General features: G+C 36.7%; 1 protein-coding gene. It reads right to left on the bottom strand.

Annotated elements, in window-relative coordinates:
- The coding region (locus tag COD11_RS26230) for a DUF4158 domain-containing protein (RefSeq protein WP_141549761.1) at positions 1–287 on the bottom strand (287 nt) is incomplete at its 3' end.
- Positions 288–338 lie beyond the last annotated feature (51 nt).

Here is a 338-nt window from a genome sequence, read left to right as displayed (position 1 = left end):
TAAAGACTAATCGTGGATGGTGTGGCACCGATTTGTTTCGATAAATAATGTATGACGGAATCTGGGATGCTTTTGATATGAGTGTATGGCCATCCGGGATACCGAAGAACGGCCAATTGAATTGCGAACCCTAAACGATTTTCTTCTCTCCTTCGCTTATTTATAATTTCTAAATCTCGTTTGGAAAAAGTGTAGTAGGTTCCCAATACCCATTCATCTTCAGGGATTTGCATTAAAGCAAGTCTCTGATCTGGTGTAAGTAATTCTCTACCTCTCGCAATTTTCATGTAGTCTCATCCCATTTCTGTAATTTTTCAATTAATTAGTTTAATTATATA

This window comes from Bacillus sp. AFS040349, from assembly GCF_002577655.1.
Lineage (GTDB): Bacteria > Bacillota > Bacilli > Bacillales > Bacillaceae > Metabacillus.
The sequence above is the reverse complement of the archived record's forward strand: the minus strand, read 5'-3'. Positions and strand labels throughout refer to the sequence as shown.